Source organism: Streptomyces sp. NRRL WC-3618, assembly GCF_001280005.1.
Lineage (GTDB): Bacteria > Actinomycetota > Actinomycetes > Streptomycetales > Streptomycetaceae > Streptomyces.
Map to the genome: position 1 here is coordinate 201866 of NZ_LGDW01000001.1, position 16597 is coordinate 218462.

A 16597-nucleotide genomic window follows, 5' to 3' on the forward strand; every position below is an offset into this window, starting at 1 on the left:
GGGCAGTTCTGCCGAATTGCCGTCACAGATGGTGTCCCGGTCGCTACGTTGTCGTGAGTTCGCCGTCCCGCCCGGAAGTGGGCTGACGGGCACTCAGCGGGGGGCAGCGTGTTCCGATGGCGCAGGGCCGAACAGCCGACGATCTCCATTCCGGTCCCGGACGACAACGCGGATGTGAGCAGCGTCCGAGGCTGGGAGGTGTTCACCCGGTTCAGCCGTGAGGTGTTCATCTCGGCTCATCCCGAGGACGGGGCCGAGTTCGACCCGATGTTGGCGGAGTTCCGCAAGGACCCCCACGGCGTCCTGCGGTCCCGTCAGCTGCGGCCCAAAGTGGGCAGCGGCGTCATCGTGCAGTCGGCCATCCCCTACGTGCTGCCGTTGGTGTCGTTGCTGGTGGGGGCCGTGGCCGAACGGGCCGCCAACGGCGCGCTCGACGTCATCAGCGACGCCGCCCGCCGCAAGGTCACTCGTCTGCTCGAACAACGCCGCGCGCACACGGCGGCCCCGGCGACTCCGCGGAACGGGGAAACGGATTCGGCGGTGGTGACCGCCACCGCGCCCACGGCCGGGCTCGACCCGGACGAGGAACGGGCGCTGCGCATGCTGCTGACAGGCTGGGCCGCGCAGATGCGCATGGACGAGGCCAAGGCCCGTGAGCTGGCCGACACGATCCTGGACGTCCTACGTCAACGGGGTGAGCAGGCCCCGTGACCGATACCGCCGCATCCGGACCTCCCGCTCTCTCGCCCTCCCCCACCGATAGCCGCGCGACCGCGCGGCACTGGCCCGGTGTCACCTCGTCGGCCGGTGCCCGGTACCTGCTGCTGGTGGCCGTACTGCTGCTCGCCGGCGCCTTCGCCGGGCAGATCATGCACAACCAACTCCTGGGGACCTCGTGGGCGTCGGCCTACTTGCGCTGCTTCGACGAGGCCGTCCGGGCCGTGCCCGGCCAGGGCTTTCCCCAGGACTTCGCGCGCAACACCTACGTCCAGCAGTGCACCCGGCCGGTGCAGCAGCGACTCGCCCTGGTGTCGTTGTCGGGGTCGTTCGTGGTGCTGCTCCTGGGGGTGGCAAGCCTGTGGGTGCTGCCCCGGCGGTTGATGCGGCGAGCGGGTCCTCTGGTGACGGCACCGGCTGAGTGGCAGCACCGCGCGGCCCTGGCCGCGTCGGAGATGGGCGTCCGGCGGGTGCCCGTCGTGGTGTGGGGTTCGGTGTGGCTTCAGGAGGCGTTCACCGCCGGCCGACCGGGCCGGACCAGGATCGTCCTGCCCCGTGGCGTACGGGACCTGCCGCCCGCGCAGGCCGACGCGATCCTCCGGCACGAGCTGGCGCATGTGGCCGCGGGAGATGTCACCTTGGTGTGGCTGACCCGGGGTGTGTGGTGGGCGCTCGCTCCGGTTCTGGTGGTGCCGGCGGTCACCATCGCGGTGCGGGACCGGTCCCAGGACCACCGGGGGCCTCTCGCCGTGCTCGGCACGTCCTTCTGGGGCGAGTACGGCGTCCGGGCCCTGCTGCTGCTCATCGTCGCCGCTCTGGTCTCCCAGCACGTGCTGCGCTCGCGCGAGCACGAGGCCGACCTGCGCTCGCTGCGGGGCCGGACCCGCGAGCCCCTGGAGTCCCTGCTGGCCGGGCAGCCGTCGCCGACGCTGTCGTGGATGGACCGCGCCCGTGCGACCCACCCCACGGCGGCCCGCCGGGTGGCCGCCTTGCGGCAGGCGCGCCTGCCGCTTCCCGTGTCGCTGCTCGACGTCACGGTCACCGGCCTGCTCAGCGCGATGGTCATGAACGCTGTGGCCGATCTGGCCCAGACCGGATTCACCGGCACATCGCTGACAGGCGGGCCGGCGCGGCTGCTCAGCGCCCTGGTCACCGGATCGCTGCTGTCGGTCGGATGGGGCATCGCGGTGTGGCGCGGCACTCCGGCCGACGGCGGTGCCGGGCCGTTCCCCCGAGGAGCCCTGCTGGCCCTGGCAGCGAGCACGGCTGTGGGGCTGGTGGCGCAGTTGCAGAGCACCGGCGTCAGTGGAGAGGGTCCCTCAGGCCGGTGGCCGCTCATCGTGACGCTGCCGTTGGCAGTGGCGGGCGCGGGTGCGCTGAGTTCGGCTCTCGCCCGGTTGTGGGTCCGTCGCGGTGGCGCCGCGCCCGGCTCACGGTGGGGATGGGCCGGGGCGGTCGGCGTCAACCTCGTACTGTTCACAGGCGCCCTGCGGATCGCGCAGGAAAGCGCCGTCTTTCTCCACGTGACCGGCTGGCGGAAGGCGGTCGACGCGCTCGCGCTCAGCGGCATGTACTCGGCCTCGGCCGATTCCACCACGCTGGGACTGGCCGGTGTCGCCCTGTTCGCACTCTGGCTCGCCCTGCGGGGCGACCGGACGCTCCCGGTGCCCGGCGCCCCGGCCAGTGCGGGTCGGTACGTGGTGTGGACGGTGGCGGCAGCGGCCGGCGCGGCGGTGGCCGCTCGATGGGCGTACGAACCGGTGGTGCCCCAGGGTGGCTCCATGGCCGCCACCCAGTTCGACTGCTGGGCGGCAACCTGCGCGGGACTCGCCACTCTGGCCGCCCTGCTCGCCCTCAAAGGAGCCTCGGGCCTCGGTGACGCCCTGTACGCGGCGCCGCTGTCCGCCACGCTCGCCGGAGCGGTCATGTGGGCGCGCTACCTCACCTCCTGGCATCACCCCCTCCAAGCAGCCGCCCTCTACACCACCGACCCCTTGTCCCAGCTCGCGCTGCTCCTGCTCGCGCTCGCACTCCCCGCGGCCTTCCTCCCCACCCCCACCCACGGCCCCGCTCGCCGGTGGGTGGCCGGCCTGACTCCCGTCCTGGCCGCCGTCCTCGCGGCAGCGAGCGTCCTGGCGGTCCTCCACTCCGGGGACCGCCTGCTGTTCGTCCCCCCGACGGGCACCGCGCCCTGAACCACAGGCAGCCTCCCCGGCCGCGCCCGGAGCGGGAGGTGCTTCCGGCACGGTCCGGTCACCGAGGGACGCGCCGCCCGTGAGCGCCCGGTGCTTGGATGGCGGCATGGGCGCTCCTCGTTCGCAGCCGCATCGTGACGATCTGGCAATCGCCTTTGCCGGGCTGGCCGGTGGTCTGTTGTTGTGGTTGCTCGGGCAGCACACCCAGGCCGGTCAGCCGCTGGGCGGGGCGTGGGTGCTGGTGCCGCTGACCGTGACCGCCGGGCTCGAGGTGCTACGGCGCGTCAGGCCGCAGACCGCCCTGGTTCTGGGCTTTCTCGCCCTGGTGGGGGACCAGTTCACCTCGGGCAGTCTGGCAACGGTGCTGATGTTCACCGATCTGGTGTACGCCGCCGTCCTCTACGGCAGCCACTCTGCCGCCCAGCGGATTCCGGTCGTCGCCGGGCTGGTCACGGTCACCGCGACCCTGGGCTTCATCGCTTGGTACGGCATCTCGGACGCGGTGGTCATCGGCGTGGTCGTCGGCCTGGTCACCCTCGTCCCGGCGGCCACGGGAGCCATCGTCCGCAACCACCGGGAGGCTGCCGAGGCTGCCAGGCTTCAGGCCAGGCAGAGCATCCGGTTGGCCGAGATGGACCGGGCGCAGGCGATCACCGCTGAGCGCACGCGGATGGCCCGTGAACTGCACGACGTGGTCGCCGACCGGCTCACCGCGATCGCCCTCCACTCCACCGCCGCGCTCTCGCTGGGCGACCTGGTGAGCGCCCAGAACGCGCTGTCGGTGATCCGGGAGAACGGCGTCGAAGGCCTGTCGGAGATGCGTCGCCTGGTCGGGCTGCTCCGGGACCGGGGCGGCGAGTGGGATCCGGCGCCGGTGCCGACCCTGGACGGCCTGGGCGCCCTTGTCGCGCGCGCCCGCGCCAACGGTCTGGACGTCACCGTGGACGACGCTCGTCCGCCCGGTCCGGAACTGCCCTCGCCGGTCGACTTCGCCGCGTACCGGATCACCCAGGAGTCCTTGACCAACGCACTCAAGCACGCCGCCCCGGGACCGGTCGTCGTGCGCCTCGCCCAGCAGGACGCCGTGCTCACCGTGCAGGTGAGCAGCCCCTTCGTCGACCGCTCGGAGCAACCCCAGGTCCCCGGAGCCGGTATGGGCCTGGTCGGGATGCGGGAACGCGTGGCCCTGTTGCACGGCTCGTTCCGGGCCGGCCCCCAGGTCACCGTCGACGGCACCTGCTGGCAGGTCCACGCCTCCCTCCCCATCGGCCGGCCCGTTCTCTCCGCCCCTGCGGAGGGAACACCGGCACTCGGAGTCGATCAACGGCCTTGACGTGCCCGCCGGCTGGGTTTCCGTCCGGCGCCGCTGCCGGGTCGGTCCAGCTCGCGCCACTCGCGGCGCAGCCCGGCGAGGTGCGTGGTGACGAGGTACGCGGCCCCGACGGCCAGCAGCACCGGTACGAGTCCGGCCGCCGTCACCGCCGTCCCGGCGAGCAGCCCGCCCAGGGGGACGTCTGCGTGGGCCACGGAGTCGCCCACGGCGTTGACCCGGCCCAGCAGTCGGCGCGGTATCCGTTCGTAGAGGACGGCGCCCAGGACCGGGCCGAGGAAACCCGCAACACCGCCTGGTTTAGGCGACCAAGGCGGCGCCGAGGGACTGGGCAACCGGATGAAGGACCCGGCACCGGCAACCGTCGACTGACGGGTGACGGCCGTCATATCCTCTGCACAGCCGCACACCTGGACCGGGGGCGTTCCATGGCCGAGACGGGCACCGACAGCGGCCGGCCGGCCGCCTTCTGGCAGTCCCTGGCCCCCGCCGACCGGGACGCGCTGCTCCGGGTGGCGACCCGGTTGTCCCTGCCCGCCGGCGAGCAGTTCCTGGCGCAGGGGGACGACTCCGACCATCTGGTGGTGCTACTGCGCGGCTGGGTCAAGGTCGTCGCCCAGTCGCACGCCGGCTACCGTGCGCTGCTCGCGCTGCGCGGCCCCGGTGAACTCCTCGGCGAGCAGGCGGGGTTGGAGCGCAGACGCCGCTCGGCCTCGCTGCTCACGGCGACGACGGTCGACCTGCTGCAACTGCCGGCCGCCCGCTTCCGGACGCTGGCCCGGGCCGACGGCGGGGTGGCCTCGGCGCTGGAACAGACGCTGTCCGGGCGCCTGCGCGAGGCCGACGTCCAGCGCACCGGCATCACCGAACCGGTGCCGGTGCGCCTGGCCGCGCTCCTCCTCGACCTGGCCGAACGCTGCGGCCACCCCGACCCGGACGGCACCGGCGTACGCATCGCACTACCGCTCTCCCAGGACGACCTGGCCGGGCTGGTGCTCAGCTCGCGGCGCACGGTGAGCCGGGTGCTGGAGCAATGGCGGGGCCGTGGCTGGATAGTGACGGGGCGTCAGTCGCTGCTGATCCGGTCGGTCGATCAGCTGAAGGGGCAGGCGTTCGGGGGGTGAGCGTGGGCGGCGGAACCGGGCTCCCCGTGCCGGTTCCGCCGCCAACTCTTCCCGCTCCGCCGCCCGGGGCCTGGGCTCCCCCTGGTGCCCGGCCGGGCGGCTCCCCCGGATTCACGGGAAGTCCTGGTGGCGCCGCATAGCCATCGAACGTCCGGGGCCATCCATGCAACGGCCATACATCAGCGATGTCTACGCCAACTGGCGCACAGCGTGGCTGATTTGACACATCGGCATCTTTTCCGACATGACGCCACACAAACAATTAAGAGGACGCTTGCCCCGTTTACCCGGCTTCACCAACTCGCTTGAGTGGGCGACGCGACAACGTGAAGGGGCGCCCACCGACGATCCGGCGGGCGCCCCACACGCACTGCTTCGCTCTACTTGTTCAGGTACGTCCAGAACTCGTCGAACGACAGGAGCCTGTCGCCGTCGAGGTCGCGGGCGGCGATGATGACCTCGGCCACGGACTCGGTGACGTTCCAGTCGCCCGCCTGCGCCAGGGCCGTCTTGAACTCGGCGGCCGTGATGACCCCGTCACCGTTCGTGTCGATGCGCTCGAACTGCTTGCGTGCTTCCTCGATGTCCGCCACCGGGACCCGCCCCTTCATGTACGTACTGCTGACGGGGTCAGATTAGCTGGCCAAATGCGCGCGCATCGCCGCGGCCACCCAGGCGAACTCCGCACGGTGCGCGGCGGGCGGTCGCAGGTCCCGCAGGACATCCGCCGCCTCCGGATCGCCGGGCGCCCCCGTCGGACCAGTGACAAAGGTCCGTACCGTCAATCCGGTGGCCCTGGCCGGCTCGCCGATGGTGAGATGTCCGGTGCCGTCGTCGATCATGTTCGCGAGTCCGGGCTGGGCCGGGAGGAGCACTGTGGGGGAAACACTGAAGGACGTCCTCGACGCCGTGGCGCGAGGCGTCTTCCCGGACCCCGACGGCCGTACGACCATCGTGCCCCAGGCGTCCCACCGCGACGCCGGGGTCCTCGCCTTCACCGCGCACGCGGTCGTCTTCACCGACGAGGACCCCGACTGGGTGCGCCGGACCCTGGCCGGGGTGGCCAGCGACCCGCTCTCCGCGCCCATGAACCCGCGCTTCCTGGCCGCCCTCATGGACCGTACGGGCCGCTCGAACGAGACGATCGACCTGCTCGCGGTCGCCTCCCCCCTCCAGGGCGATCCCCCGCTGACGCTGACGGAGATCGACGATCCCGCTCATCACCGGGTCGCCCGCGCCCACCGGCACCGGGACGACGTCCGGGTGTGGGCGGCCGACGGCGGGGTGCTCATCCTCGGGCGCGGGGTCGCCGGGCGGCTGGAGGCCGCGGTGGAGGTGACGGAGACGGTACGGCACCGGGGTCTGGGCCGGGCGCTGGCGTCCTCGGCGCGGTACCTGAGCGGCGGGGAGCCGGTCTGGGCCCAGCTGGCGCCGGGGAACGCCCGCAGCGTACGGGCGTTCCAGGCGGCGGGGTTCACACCGGTGGGCGGAGAGGCGTTGCTGCTCGCCCCTTGAGCGGGCTCAGGGGACTCGGGCGGCGGTGCCCGTGCCCCAAAGGGGCGCGGGGAACTACGCGACCAGCCACGACGGACCCGCAGATTTCACACCGCGCCTCCAGCGGACCCCATAAGCACCTTGGCTTGGCTCAGTGCCAGGCCTCGAAGTGCGGGTTGCTCTGGCAGCCGCTCATGATCTCGACCTTGGTGGTCTTGTTCACCGGGCAGACGCCGATGATGTACTTCCGCTCGATACCGCCGGGAAAGGCGACCTCGACCTGGTCGGCCCACTTGTGGGTGTCGCCGATGGTCTTGTTCACGTCCACGCCGCCCGGGGCGTCGATGTAGTAGTTGTAACCCGACTTCCACCATGTCTTGTACAGGTCGTGGTCGTAGGTCGTGGAGACGTACGGGGAGGGCTGGTTGACCAGGACGTACTTCTCGATGTCGTACTGGCCGTTGATGACGTCCCTGGGCTTGAGGCCCTCCGCGAAGACGATCTCGGGGCCGCGGCCGTCGCTGCGGTAGAGGGTGCCGCAGGTCTTGCGCCACACCGGCTCGGGGGTGATGCGGTCGACGTCGACGCGGCGGTCCACGGCGGCCTTGATCGGGTCGTCGAACTGGGGACAGGTCGGGGCAGCGGCCCTGGTGAAGGCCTTCGGGGCGGCTGCGGGCGGGGTGGCGGCCGAGGTCGCGAAGACGGCGGCCAGGGAGAGGACGACGGCAGCGGTCCGCCGCCGCAGGCGAGTTGTGATCACGGGTGCACCATGTCGGGTCTGCGGCGGCGGGCCGGGGATCGTCACTCGATCGGCGGCGTGTCACACGGGGTGTCGGCGGCGGCCAACTGGGTGCGGATCAGCGGAAGATGCCGGTGTGGCCGAGTGAATAGCGGCCGGGCTGCGGGTAGACGGCGAGACCGTGCGGTCCGCTGCCCACCTTGATGCGGGCGAGCTGCTTCCCGGTCCGGGTGTCGATGGCGTACACCTCCGCGTTGTAACGTCCCGACAGCCACAGGACCTTGCCGTCGGCGGAGACGCCGCCCATGTCGGGGCTGCCGCCGTGGGGCAGATGCCACTTCTTCGTGACCTCGCCCTTCGCGAAGTCGAAGACGGAGACGGTGCCCTCGCCCCGGTTGGAGACGTACATCTCGCGGGAGTCGCGGCTGACGTACAGCCCGTGGGTGCCCTTGCCGGTGGGCAGGAGGGTGGGCCGGGTGAACCTGTCGCCGTCCAGGATCCACATGCCGTCGGCCATCATGTCGGCGATGTAGAACCGTCTGCCGTCCGGCGAGATCTTGACGTCCTGCGGCATGGCACCCTCGTAGGGCAGCTTCTGCTGCGCGACGACCTTCATCTTCTCGGTGTCGACCTTGAGCAGTTCGCCGCTGAACTCGCAGGACACGATGAAGTACCGGCCGTCGAGGGAGAAGTCGGCGTGGTTGACGCCGTAGCAGCTGACGGGCACGGCCTTGGCGATCCTCATCGTGTGCGGGTCGCGGAAGACCAGCTGGCGGTCGAGGGAGGCCATGACGACGGCGTATTTGCCGTTGGGCGTGAAGTAGAGGTTGTAGGGGTCGTGGACGTCGACCGGTTCGCCCGCTTTCCCGGTCCTCGGGTCGATGGGTGTGAGGGTGTGACCGCGGTCGTTGTTGACCCAGAGGGTCTTCAAGTCCCAGGAGGGTACGACGTGTTGGGGCTGGCGGCCGACGCGGATCGTCTCGATGACCTCGTACGTCTTCGGGTCGATGACGGAGACGGTGTCGGACTCGGTGTTGGGCACGTAGACCCGGGACGGGAAGTCCCGGACGACCGGCGAGAGCTTGCCCGGCCGGTCGGCGGCGTACACATCACGCGGGAGGAGGACGGGCGGCATCCCGGGCAGCCCCTGGAAGGCGGGCCTGACCGGCACGGCGGGTTTGACGGGCAGGGCGGGCTTGACCGCGCCGATGGGCCGGTGCGGCTCGTCCTGGGCCTCGGTGCCGCAGCCGGCGAGTCCGGCGAGGACGGTGAGGGCGGCTGTCGTGACGAGGGCGCGGGCGATGACGGTGAGGGGCATCAGGTCAGCAACTCCGTGGTGGTCACCGCGCGCAGGCCGCGGCGGTCGAGTTCGTGCAGGAGGCCGGGGAACGCGGCAACGGTGTCCGCGTATCCGAAGTGCAGGCTCACGATCGATCCGGCGCGGACGTCGGCCATGACGTTGGCCACGACGGCGGGGGCGCCCGGCGAGGTGAAGTCGAGGGAGTCGACGTCGTACGACAGGACGTGCGGATAGCCGGCCCGGCGGGCGAGCCGTTCGACGAGCGGCGAGGCGCGGGCGCCGCGCGAGGGCCTGAACCAGGTGCCGACGGACCCGGTGAGCGCCTTCAGCCGCTGGGCGCACCCCCGGATCTCGGCGTCGGCGTCCGCCTCCGGCATGGCGTTGATGTCGAGGTGGCGCAGGGTGTGGTTGCCGAGTTCATGACCGCCGCCGAGGACGCTGCGAGCGAGGCCGGGGTGGGCGTCGAGCCAGGTCCCGACGGCGAACACGGTGACACGGGAGCCGTGTTCCTCGGCGGCGGCGAGCACCGCGTGCGCGGTGGCGGGGTCGCCGCCGCCGTGGAAGGTGAGGGCGACCCGGGGGCGGTCGCGGGGGCCGTGGGAGATCTGGGCGGGGTAGTGGAGAAGGGGCGCGGGCGCGGGGGTGTGGGAAGCCGGGGTACGGGAGGAAGGGGCAGGGGAGGCAGGGGTACGGGGGGAGGCTGCGGTGCCGGGTGCGCACCCGGTGGTCAGCGCCCCCGAGGCAACGATCCCGGCGCCCGCGCGCAGCACCGCTCGACGGTCGGTCGTGGTCACCCGCACCATTTAAGGGGGGGTTGGGGAGGAAAACAGGCGATTAGCCCGATCGGCGGCCCGCCCATACGGTAGGGGCGGCCTCACACCCGGTCGCGCGCCCTGGGCCCTGTCGTCTGGATCATCTCGGCGTCGCGCGCCCTACCGGTCGGCGACGCGCATCTCGAACCAGGTCGTCTTTCCGCGCGGCAGCAGGTCGACGCCCCACCGATCGGAGAGCTTGTCGACCAGCATCAGCCCCCGCCCGCTGATGTCCATCTCCTGAACCGGCATCAGACACGGCAGCCCCCGCGAGGGGTCGCGGACCTCGACGCGGATCCATCCCCGGCGCCGGCGCATCCGCAGGCCGAACGCTTGCGCGCCGGTGTGCCGCACCGCGTTGCCGACCAGCTCGGAGACGAGGAGCACCACGTCCTCGGTCATCTTGGGGGACAGCCCCCACTGGCGCAGTACGACGACCTGGGCGAGGCGGCGGGCGCTCGCGGCGGACTCCGGGCGGGACGGCAGTCGAACCTCGGCGCCCGTCGGGTCTCCGAACAGCTCGAGCGCCTTGAGTGCCCGCTCGTCCTCCACCGCGGGCGACCAACGCGCCGCCGTCGCACGGCCGTGCCCCCGCGGCTGTTCCATGCCCTCCAGCCCCGCCATGCCCCCATCATGGCCGCCCGAGCCATCCGCCGGGGCCGTTCCGGAGGAATACGCCCCCCGGAACGCGTCATTCCGAGTAGGTCCACCGGCATATGCCGACGGCATTCCGTCGGCCGCTAAAGGCCCTCCCACCTGCGACGGAAGCTCACTTTCGGGCAAGCGACAGGCCCCCTCGACACGACAGGCTTAAGGTTGGCCCAAGGTTCCCATAAACCGCCCTATCGAGGGACCCGGATAAGACATCGCGTCAACTGCAAGCGCTTCAGCGGAACTTCGCCTTACCGGGACCTTCGTCCACGAAGCTCCGCATCCCGGTCTCCCGGTCCTCGGTCGCGAACAGACCGGCGAACCAGTTCCGTTCGATCGCCAGTCCCGTTTCCAGGTCCGTCTCCAGACCCGCGTCGATCGACTCCTTCGCCGCGCGCAGCGCGATCGCCGGACCCTGCGCGAGTTTCGCCGCCCAGGCGTGCGCCTCGGCGTACACATCGGCGGCCGGTACCACCCGGTCCACCAGACCGAGGGCCAGCGCTTCGTCGGCCTTGACCATCCGCCCGGTGAAGATCAGGTCCTTGGCCTTGGACGGCCCGATCAGCCGGGCCAGTCGCTGGGTGCCGCCCGCGCCGGGGATCACACCGAGCAGGATCTCCGGCTGACCGAGTTTCGCGTTGTCGCCGGCGATGCGGTAGTCCGCGCAGAGCGCCAACTCGCAGCCGCCGCCGAGGGCGTAGCCGGTCACCGCGGCGACGACCGGCTTGGGGATACGCGCGACGGCACTGAAGGAGTCCTGAAGATCCCTGGACCGGGCGACCATCGCCGCGTGGTCCATGGCCTGCATCTCCTTGATGTCCGCGCCGGCCGCGAACACCTTCTCCCCGCCGTACAGGACGACCGCCCGGACGTCCTCCCGCCGGGTGGCCTCCTGCGCGAGCTCCTTGAGGCGGTCCTGGGTGGCGATGTCCAGCGCGTTCATCGGCGGCCGGTCCAGCCGGAGCGTGCCCACACCTTCGGCGACTTCGAGATGCACAGTCATGGAGGCAGGTTAACGGGGGCTAACGGGAACTGGGCCGGTGCGGTCGGTCACACTCGGCGGGGGCCCGGGGGTTGTCCCCCAGGCAGACACAGCAGGAACACTGACGACAACGGGCCCGCTGCTGTCGGTCACACCGGGCCCGCGACGACGTAAGCCGGGGTTACGCCTTCCACTTCTCCCAGGACATGTTCCAGCCGTTGAGCCCGTTGCCCGCGTCGACGACGCGGTCGTTGGAGTTCTTCACGATCACCACGTCGCCGGTCATCGACCGGTCGAAGAACCAGGCCGCCGCCACCCCGCTGTCGTAGCCGCCGCGTACGTCCCTGAGGCCGATGCAGCCGTGGCTGGCGTTGTAGTTGCCGAAGGCGTCGCCGCCCCAGTAGTTGCCGTGGATGAAGGTGCCGGAGTCGGTCAGGCGCGAGGCGTGCGGGACGTCCTTGATGTCGTACTCGCCGCCGTAGCCGACCGTCTCGCCGTTCATCCGGGTCACCTCGAGGCGCTCGCTGATGACCATCTGGCCGTTCCAGGTCTCGTAGCCGGGCTTGCCGGTGGTGACGGCGAGGGTCTTGATGGCCTTGCCGTCCCGTCGTACGACCATCTTCTTGGTCTTGACGTCGACCGTGGAGACCTGGCTGCGCCCGATGGTGAAGGAGACCTGCTTGGCCTGTTTGCCGTAGACGCCGGGGCGTCCCTCGACGCCGTCGAGAGCGAGGGCGACGGTGACCTTCGTACCCGGCTTCCAGTACTTCTCGGGGCGGAAGTCGAGACGGTCGTTGCCGAACCAGTGGCCCTCGACGTCGACGGCCGGTTCCGTCTTGATCGTGATGGCCTTCTCGACGTCCTCGGGGTGCGTGATGCCCCGGGTGAAGCGGATCGAGAACGGCATGCCCACGCCGACCTTGGAACCGTCCTCGGGCGTGAACCTGCCGATGAACGTGTTCTTCGGGGTGAGGGTGGTGAAGGAGGACTCCTCCGCCGCCGTACGTCCCTGGCTGTCCTTCGCCACGACGTGCACCTTGTACGTGGTGGACGCGGCGAGATGCGCCGTGGGCGCCCACTTGGTGTCGCCGGCGGTCAGCGTGCCCTCGACCGCGTTGCCCTTGGGGTCCTCGACCTTGACCCCGGTCAGCTTGCCCTTGGCGGCGCTGACCGTGAGGGCGCCGCTGGTGTCCACGGACTTCGCGCCGTCCTTGGGCGCGATCGTCACGACCGCCTGCGACTGCTGGGTCGGCGCGGTGGAGGAGTCCTTGCCCTTCGGCTTGGCGTCGTCGGTGCCGGAGCCCGAACCGCCGCCCACGCACGCGGTGGCGGCGACGAGCACGACGCCGGCGAGCAGTGCCAGTGGCCCTCTGCTCCCCCGCCTCCCGCCCCGCCGTGCCGCCGCCGAAGTCGCCGATATCGGTCGCGCGTTCAAGCTTTCTCCCCTCCCGGGGCCTGACTCAGGCCCAATTCCCCGGCGCATACGCGCCCCCCCGGCCGCATATTAAGCACAAGGTCACACCCCCTGGCGGCCCCCGAAGGTCACTGTTTCGTCCCAACATCATCAGATTGTCGGATCCGACTGTTCACTTCACGGCGCCGCCCGCCTTCCACTCCTTCCAGCCCATGTTCCATCCCCCGAGCCCGTTGTCGGGAGCGATCTGCTTGTCCTTGCTGTGGACGACCTCGACGACGTCACCGACCAGACTCCGGTCGAAGAACCAGCCCGCCGGACTGTCCGAACTGCCGCCCTTCACATCCCTCAGTCCGACGCAGCCGTGGCTGACGTTGGTCCTGCCGAAGGCGTCCGGCGCCCAGTAGTTGCCGTGCACGAAGGTGCCGGAGGTGGTCAGTCGCATCGCGTGCGGCACGTCCGGGATGTCGTACTCGCCGTTGCCGTCCTTCTTCTTGAAGCCGACGGTGGCGCCGTTCATCCGGGTCAGCTCCAGCATCTCCAGGACCACCATCTTCCCGTTGTACGTGGTGGTCCTGGGCGCTCCCGCCGTGATCGGCACGGTGGCGAGCAGATCGCCGTCGCGCCGCACCTCCATGGTGTGCGCGGCGGCGTCGACCAGCGAGACCTGACTGCGGCCGACGGTGAAGGTGAACGTCTTCTGCTGGATCCCGTACACCCCCGGCGCCCCCTCGACGTCCCGCAGCGCGAGATCGACGGTGACCTCGGTGCCCGGTGCCCAGTACTCCTCGGGCCGGAAGTCGAGGCGGTCGTCGCCGAACCAGTGCGGGCGGATCTCGACGGCGGGCTTCGCGGTGACGTGGACGGCGCGTTCCACCGCGGCGCGGTTCTGTACCTCACGGTTGAACTCCAGCGACACGATCATTCCGGTGCCGACGGTGGAGCGGTTCTCCGGGGTGACGTATCCGATGAACCGCTCATCGGGCACGTACGTGGTGAAGGTCGTGTGCCGGGCCGAACGGTTCCCCTGGCCGTCGAGCGCCACGGCGTCGACGGTGTATCTGGCGGCCAACGCGAGCCGCGCGTCGTCGGGCCGCCAGGACAGCCCGTCCTCGGCGATCCGCCCGGGGACCACCGACTCCTGCGCGTCCTGCGACCTGACGACCTTCACCGATTCCAGGCGCCCGCCGGCCACCCGTACGAGAAGGGGGTTGTCGGGGCGCACGGCGCGGCTGCCGTCGTCCGGGACGACGCGGATCACGTCCTTCGGCGCCCGGGGTTTCCCGAACATCGAGTCCGTCCCGTGCACCCCCTCCGAAGTACAGCCGGCGGCTCCGGCCAGCAGTCCTGCCCATGTCAGTACGGCGGCCAGCCCGGCCTTCGCGCGCCGAGCGCGCCCTGTTACGTGCCTCACGCAGGACCCAACGACGCGGCCCGCCCCGGGGAAACGTGAGTGCGAGCCACGCGATGGGCAGAACAGGGGGGAGAAACGACGCGACAGGGCACCTCGGCTGGGACGCCGTACGCCTGTTCTCGCTTCGTTCCACGAGTCGCGGGAGGTGGAGAGGTGTCCAGCGCAGCCGAGCAGAAAGCGGTGGCCCAGCAGCGCGCCGTAGAGACCGGGCACCCCGACACGGCGTCGCCCGACGCCGCGCTGCCCGCCACCGTGCTGAACGGCGCGCCACGCGCCGCGCTGCCCGCCGTACCCGTGTGGCCGGGAACGCCCATGCCGTTGGGCGCCCGTTTCCGCACGGGCCCGGACGGGGTGTCGGGCACCAACTTCGCGCTGTGGGCGGGCGGGGCGGAGGCGGTGGAGCTGTGCCTGTTCGGCGAGGTAGGGGACGGTGATGAGGGCGGCGGGGAGGTGGAGACCCGGGTCGCCCTCACCGAACTGACGCACGAGATCTGGCACGGCTTCGTGCCCGGGGTCATGCCGGGGCAGCGCTACGGCTACCGCGTGCACGGCCGCTGGGACCCGTGGACCGGCGCCCGCTGGAACCCGGCGAAGCTGCTCCTGGACCCGTACGCGCGGGCGGTGGACGGCGATTTCGACCTGCCACCCGAGGTGTACGGGCACGTCAGGGACTGGCCCCAGCAGCAGGTCGCGGACACCGTGCGCGACGACCGCGACTCGGCGCCGTACGTCCCGAAGGGAGTCGTCGTCCACGACGACGCCCCCGACGACGAGTGGGCGGACGACCGCCGCCCGAAAACCCCGTGGGCCGACTCGGTGATCTACGAGCTCCACGTCAAGGGCTTCACCAAGCTGCACCCGGGCATCCCGGAGGAGTTGCGGGGCACGTACGCGGGCCTGGCCCACCCGGCGGCGATCGAGCACCTGACGAAGCTGGGCGTGACGGCGGTCGAACTGCTGCCGGTGCACCAGTTCGCGCACGAGGACCATCTGCTGCGCCGGGGCATGAAGAACTACTGGGGCTACAACTCGATCGGCTACTTCGCCCCCCACGCGGGCTACGCGGCGACGGGTACGGCCGGACAGCAGGTCGGCGAGTTCAAGCGCATGGTGCGCGCACTGCACGCGGCGGGCATCGAGGTCATCCTCGACGTGGTCTACAACCACACGGCGGAGGCCGACGAACACGGCCCGACACTGTCCCTGCGGGGCATCGACAACCGGGGCTACTACCGGCTGCAGAACGACCCCCGCCGCTACTCCGACTACACGGGCTGCGGAAACACGCTCCACGTGGTCCAGCCGCACGTACTGCGCCTGATCACCGACTCGTTGCGGTACTGGGTGACGGAGATGGGCGTGGACGGCTTCCGCTTCGACCTCGCGGCGGCGCTGGCCCGCTCGATGCACGATGTCGACATGCTCTCCCCCTTCCTCGCGGTGATCGCGCAGGACCCGGTGCTGCGCCGGGTGAAACTGATCGCGGAACCGTGGGACGTCGGCTCCGGCGGCTACCAGGTCGGCGCGTTCCCACCCCTGTGGACCGAATGGAACGACCGCTATCGCAACGCGGTACGGGACTTCTGGCGGGGCGCGCTACCGGACGTACGGGACCTCGGGTACCGCCTGTCGGGGTCGAGCGACCTGTACGCGTGGGGCGGCCGGCGCCCCTACGCCTCGGTCAACTTCGTGACGGCGCACGACGGTTTCACCCTCCGGGACATGGTGTCGTACGAGCGCAAGCACAACGAGGCCAACGGGGAGGGCAACCGGGACGGTACGGACGACAACCGCGCCTGGAACTGCGGCACGGAGGGCGAGACGGACGAAGAGCCCGTACAGGCTCTGCGCCGACGCCAGTTGAGGAACCTGCTGACAACCCTGCTGCTGTCGACGGGCGTTCCGATGCTGGTCGCGGGCGACGAGCTGGGTCGCACCCAGGGCGGCAACAACAACGCGTACTGCCAGGACAACGAGATCAGCTGGGTGGACTGGGGCCTGCTGGAGAACCCCGGCTGGCGAGCCCTGACCGAACTGACGGCCCGTCTCATCGAGTTGCGACACCGCCATCCCGTACTACGCCGCCGAGCGTTCTTCTCCGGCCGCGCACACTCGGCGGACGGGCTGCGGGACCTGGCCTGGTTCACGGCTCGGGGCACGGAGATGACGGAAGGGGACTGGTACGCGCCGGCGGCGACGGTGGGCATGTACCTCTCGGGCCGCGACATCCCGGGCCGCGACGCCCGGGGCGCCCCGATCACCGACGACAGCTTCCTGGTGATCCTGCACGCGGGCGCCGCCCCGACGACCTTCGCGCTGCCGGGGGCGCCCTGGGCGCAGCGGTACGAGGTGGTCGTCGACACGTCACGGGAGGAGCAGGGGGCGGCGCCGGGGGTGGGGTATCGGGCTGGGGAGGAGATCGGGG

At 71.1% G+C, this 16597-nt stretch carries 14 protein-coding genes and 2 pseudogenes; 6 read left to right on the top strand and 10 right to left on the bottom strand.

The features are described 5' to 3' along the window. Nucleotides 1–174: 174 nt before the first annotated feature. The 3 genes from ADL01_RS00930 to ADL01_RS00940 all read left to right on the top strand — a co-directional run bounded on the left by ADL01_RS00930 (nucleotide 175) and on the right by ADL01_RS00940 (nucleotide 4245). On the top strand, nucleotides 175–711 hold the full coding sequence (locus ADL01_RS00930) for a hypothetical protein (protein ID WP_234354443.1): 537 nt from the start codon (nucleotides 175–177) through the stop codon (nucleotides 709–711). Next, complete coding sequence (locus tag ADL01_RS00935; RefSeq protein ID WP_053739889.1) at nucleotides 708–2912, top strand: M48 family metalloprotease; 2205 nt, start codon at nucleotides 708–710, stop codon at nucleotides 2910–2912. Before ADL01_RS00930 ends, ADL01_RS00935 begins: the two co-directional genes overlap by 4 nt. 106 nt (nucleotides 2913–3018) lie before the next feature. Then, the gene (locus tag ADL01_RS00940) at nucleotides 3019–4245 is read left to right on the top strand and encodes a sensor histidine kinase (protein WP_053739890.1); all 1227 of its coding nucleotides are present in this window, start codon (nucleotides 3019–3021) and stop codon (nucleotides 4243–4245) included. Here ADL01_RS00940 and ADL01_RS00945 read toward each other — a convergent pair. After that, nucleotides 4233–4529: pseudogene (locus ADL01_RS00945) on the bottom strand (MFS transporter); the annotation flags it as partial. The gene ADL01_RS00940 and the pseudogene ADL01_RS00945 overlap by 13 nt on opposite strands. Before the next feature lie 141 nt (nucleotides 4530–4670). Here ADL01_RS00945 and ADL01_RS00950 point away from each other — a divergent pair. Further along, a complete protein-coding gene (locus ADL01_RS00950) occupies nucleotides 4671–5366 on the top strand; it encodes a Crp/Fnr family transcriptional regulator (RefSeq protein ID WP_078960246.1) in 696 nt (231 codons plus the stop codon). 380 nt (nucleotides 5367–5746) lie between these two features. Here the strand turns inward: ADL01_RS00950 and ADL01_RS00955 are convergent, their stop codons facing one another. Continuing rightward, on the bottom strand, nucleotides 5747–5959 hold the full coding sequence (locus ADL01_RS00955; RefSeq protein ID WP_053739921.1) for an EF-hand domain-containing protein: 213 nt from the start codon (nucleotides 5957–5959) through the stop codon (nucleotides 5747–5749). 133 nt (nucleotides 5960–6092) lie between these two features. Then, nucleotides 6093–6208 (bottom strand): annotated as a pseudogene (locus tag ADL01_RS43315) (MerR family transcriptional regulator); the annotation flags it as partial. Between the two features lie 34 nt (nucleotides 6209–6242). Between ADL01_RS43315 and ADL01_RS00965 the strand changes: the two are divergent. Further along, on the top strand, nucleotides 6243–6881 hold the full coding sequence (locus ADL01_RS00965; RefSeq protein WP_234354444.1) for a GNAT family N-acetyltransferase: 639 nt from the start codon (nucleotides 6243–6245) through the stop codon (nucleotides 6879–6881). A 130-nt stretch (nucleotides 6882–7011) separates the two neighbouring features. On the opposite strand, the gene ADL01_RS00970 is transcribed toward ADL01_RS00965, so the two are convergent. The 7 genes from ADL01_RS00970 to ADL01_RS01000 form a co-directional block, all read right to left on the bottom strand. Continuing rightward, nucleotides 7012–7620, bottom strand: coding sequence for an ADP-ribosyltransferase (locus ADL01_RS00970; protein ID WP_053739894.1), 609 nt, complete (start codon nucleotides 7618–7620; stop codon nucleotides 7012–7014). Nucleotides 7621–7717: 97 nt separating this feature from the next. Next, nucleotides 7718–8917, bottom strand: a complete 1200-nt coding sequence (locus ADL01_RS00975) for a YncE family protein (RefSeq protein WP_053739895.1) — start codon at nucleotides 8915–8917, stop codon at nucleotides 7718–7720. Beyond that, on the bottom strand, nucleotides 8917–9702 hold the full coding sequence (locus ADL01_RS00980) for a polysaccharide deacetylase family protein (RefSeq protein ID WP_053739896.1): 786 nt from the start codon (nucleotides 9700–9702) through the stop codon (nucleotides 8917–8919). The genes ADL01_RS00975 and ADL01_RS00980 overlap by 1 nt, the downstream gene beginning before the upstream one ends. A gap of 129 nt (nucleotides 9703–9831) precedes the next feature. After that, nucleotides 9832–10335, bottom strand: a complete 504-nt coding sequence (locus tag ADL01_RS00985) for an ATP-binding protein (RefSeq protein ID WP_053739897.1) — start codon at nucleotides 10333–10335, stop codon at nucleotides 9832–9834. 262 nt (nucleotides 10336–10597) lie between these two features. Beyond that, nucleotides 10598–11365, bottom strand: a complete 768-nt coding sequence (locus ADL01_RS00990; protein ID WP_053739898.1) for an enoyl-CoA hydratase/isomerase family protein — start codon at nucleotides 11363–11365, stop codon at nucleotides 10598–10600. A gap of 160 nt (nucleotides 11366–11525) precedes the next feature. Beyond that, entirely contained in the window at nucleotides 11526–12779 is a 1254-nt protein-coding gene (locus tag ADL01_RS00995; RefSeq protein WP_053739899.1) for a L,D-transpeptidase, read from the bottom strand. A gap of 151 nt (nucleotides 12780–12930) precedes the next feature. Next, nucleotides 12931–14172 (bottom strand): L,D-transpeptidase, encoded by a 1242-nt coding sequence (locus ADL01_RS01000; RefSeq protein WP_053739900.1) that lies wholly within the window; start codon nucleotides 14170–14172, stop codon nucleotides 12931–12933. A gap of 153 nt (nucleotides 14173–14325) precedes the next feature. Here ADL01_RS01000 and glgX point away from each other — a divergent pair. Beyond that, nucleotides 14326–16597: glycogen debranching protein GlgX (gene glgX, locus ADL01_RS01005; RefSeq protein WP_053739901.1), on the top strand; the 2272-nt coding region annotated here is incomplete at its 3' end.

Coding starts and splice junctions, on each gene's coding strand:
- ADL01_RS00940 (WP_053739890.1), top strand. CDS start 3,019: ATGGGCGCTCCTCGTTCGCAGCCGCATCGTGACGATCTGGCAATCGCC.
- ADL01_RS00950 (WP_078960246.1), top strand. CDS start 4,671: ATGGCCGAGACGGGCACCGACAGCGGCCGGCCGGCCGCCTTCTGGCAG.
- ADL01_RS00975 (WP_053739895.1), bottom strand. CDS start 8,917: ATGCCCCTCACCGTCATCGCCCGCGCCCTCGTCACGACAGCCGCCCTC.
- ADL01_RS00980 (WP_053739896.1), bottom strand. CDS start 9,702: ATGGTGCGGGTGACCACGACCGACCGTCGAGCGGTGCTGCGCGCGGGC.
- ADL01_RS00985 (WP_053739897.1), bottom strand. CDS start 10,335: ATGGCGGGGCTGGAGGGCATGGAACAGCCGCGGGGGCACGGCCGTGCG.
- ADL01_RS00990 (WP_053739898.1), bottom strand. CDS start 11,365: ATGACTGTGCATCTCGAAGTCGCCGAAGGTGTGGGCACGCTCCGGCTG.